The organism is Okeania sp. SIO2F4 (assembly GCF_010672385.1).
Classification (GTDB): domain Bacteria; phylum Cyanobacteriota; class Cyanobacteriia; order Cyanobacteriales; family Microcoleaceae; genus Trichodesmium.
Map to the genome: position 1 here is coordinate 1 of NZ_JAAHGT010001407.1, position 1,423 is coordinate 1,423.

A 1,423-nucleotide genomic window follows, 5' to 3' on the forward strand; every position below is an offset into this window, starting at 1 on the left:
TCTGTCTCAAAATGACTGAAAACTTTTCTGAGTTTTTCTAAAGCTTTCGGCGCTCATTTTAACGTACCTTCAGTAGATATAATATAAGCACCTTCTAGAAAGTAACCCGTTGCAACGTAAATATTACCACGGACGGGATTAATTGCAATTAAATTTTCTGCTACTTCCGTAGTTTTTTCAGCATACAATTTTAGTGATTCCCAATTTTCATCTAAGTAATGTAAGGAAGATATCATTGCATAAACAAGAGGCTCACCTATTTCTTCAGACTCAGCTATTTTCAGATAATCTCTTGCTTGTTTATAGTTTCCTTCTGCAAACATAGCTTGAAAAGCAGCTTCAGTTTTTTCTCCTATTTCAATCGAATTTTTTTGACGAAATGGGTCTCCTATTGCTGGAGTTACCCAAAAGTTTAAACTGACTAAAGTAGCACTAGAAAAAACTGATATTTGTTTCAATACTGGAAATTTTTTACACCAACTAAATAAGGTTTTTAGCATAAGTTATTTTCAGACTAACTATGATTTTCAATTTCTCAGATTCTGTGTTATTATTTTAGCTAGATTATATAGAGGTTCTCTTCAAAGGTTAAGTATTTTTTTCTATTTCCTATTCTCTGTACCCTTTTTCCTCAAATCCAAAACTTGTGTATCTCCCCAATTTGATAATGGCTATAACTATAGCAATATAATTTAAGTTGTGAGATATTGGATACTTTTAGGGAACACTTAACGGGGAACAGGGAACAGAGAAGAAGAAAAAAATGTATCTATTATCATCAGATAACTACTATATTCTCTACTTTTAAGGAACATCTCAATTCTCACATCTGATTCAGCGATCGCTATATAATTTTTTCTGCAATACTAAATCCAGAGTAAATTTTAACACAAACTCAGAATAATTACTGATTGTAAATAACAAATAAAGATATTGAATAAACTTAGTGTAGGCTGGTTAAAATAACCCCTCATATCAAATCCGGTTGAATATTTATTATATAGTTGGGAGTAGGGCAGTAGGGGAGATTGAATATTAAAGTAATTATAGAATTATAAACATATACTATATAACTTGATTCTATATTAGCTACAAAATTCTCAAAGCCTTATCAATCTATAATTTTGACTTTTGACTTTTGACTTTTAAGTTCTAAATGCTATATCTCAAAAACTTGTATTATCATCCAGCAGCTAGTACCACTCCTATCCTCAACAATATTAATATGGAACTAGCACCTCAACAAATGGGTCTAATTATTGGTCGTAGTGGTTCGGGCAAAACTACATTACTAGAAATATTAGCTGGTCTAGCTCAATGCTCCAAAGGAGAAATATACTGGCGAGAGCAAAAATTAACTTCCGAACATTTACAACAACTGGGTGGTTTAGTATTTCAATTTCCAGAAAGACATTTTTGTGGT

Annotated in this window: 2 protein-coding genes; one reads left to right on the top strand and one right to left on the bottom strand. The window is 31.6% G+C overall.

Annotated elements, in window-relative coordinates; translation table 11 throughout:
- Nucleotides 1-53: 53 nt before the first annotated feature.
- Nucleotides 54-500 carry a hypothetical protein gene (locus tag F6K22_RS40810; RefSeq protein WP_293110865.1) on the bottom strand — a complete coding sequence of 149 codons (447 nt, stop codon included), beginning with the start codon at nt 498-500 and terminating at the stop codon, nt 54-56.
- Between the two features lie 656 nt (nt 501-1,156).
- On the opposite strand from F6K22_RS40810, the gene F6K22_RS40815 reads away from it, so the two are divergent.
- Nucleotides 1,157-1,423 (top strand): ATP-binding cassette domain-containing protein (locus F6K22_RS40815; RefSeq protein WP_293110867.1); only part of this gene is annotated, 267 nt, incomplete at its 3' end.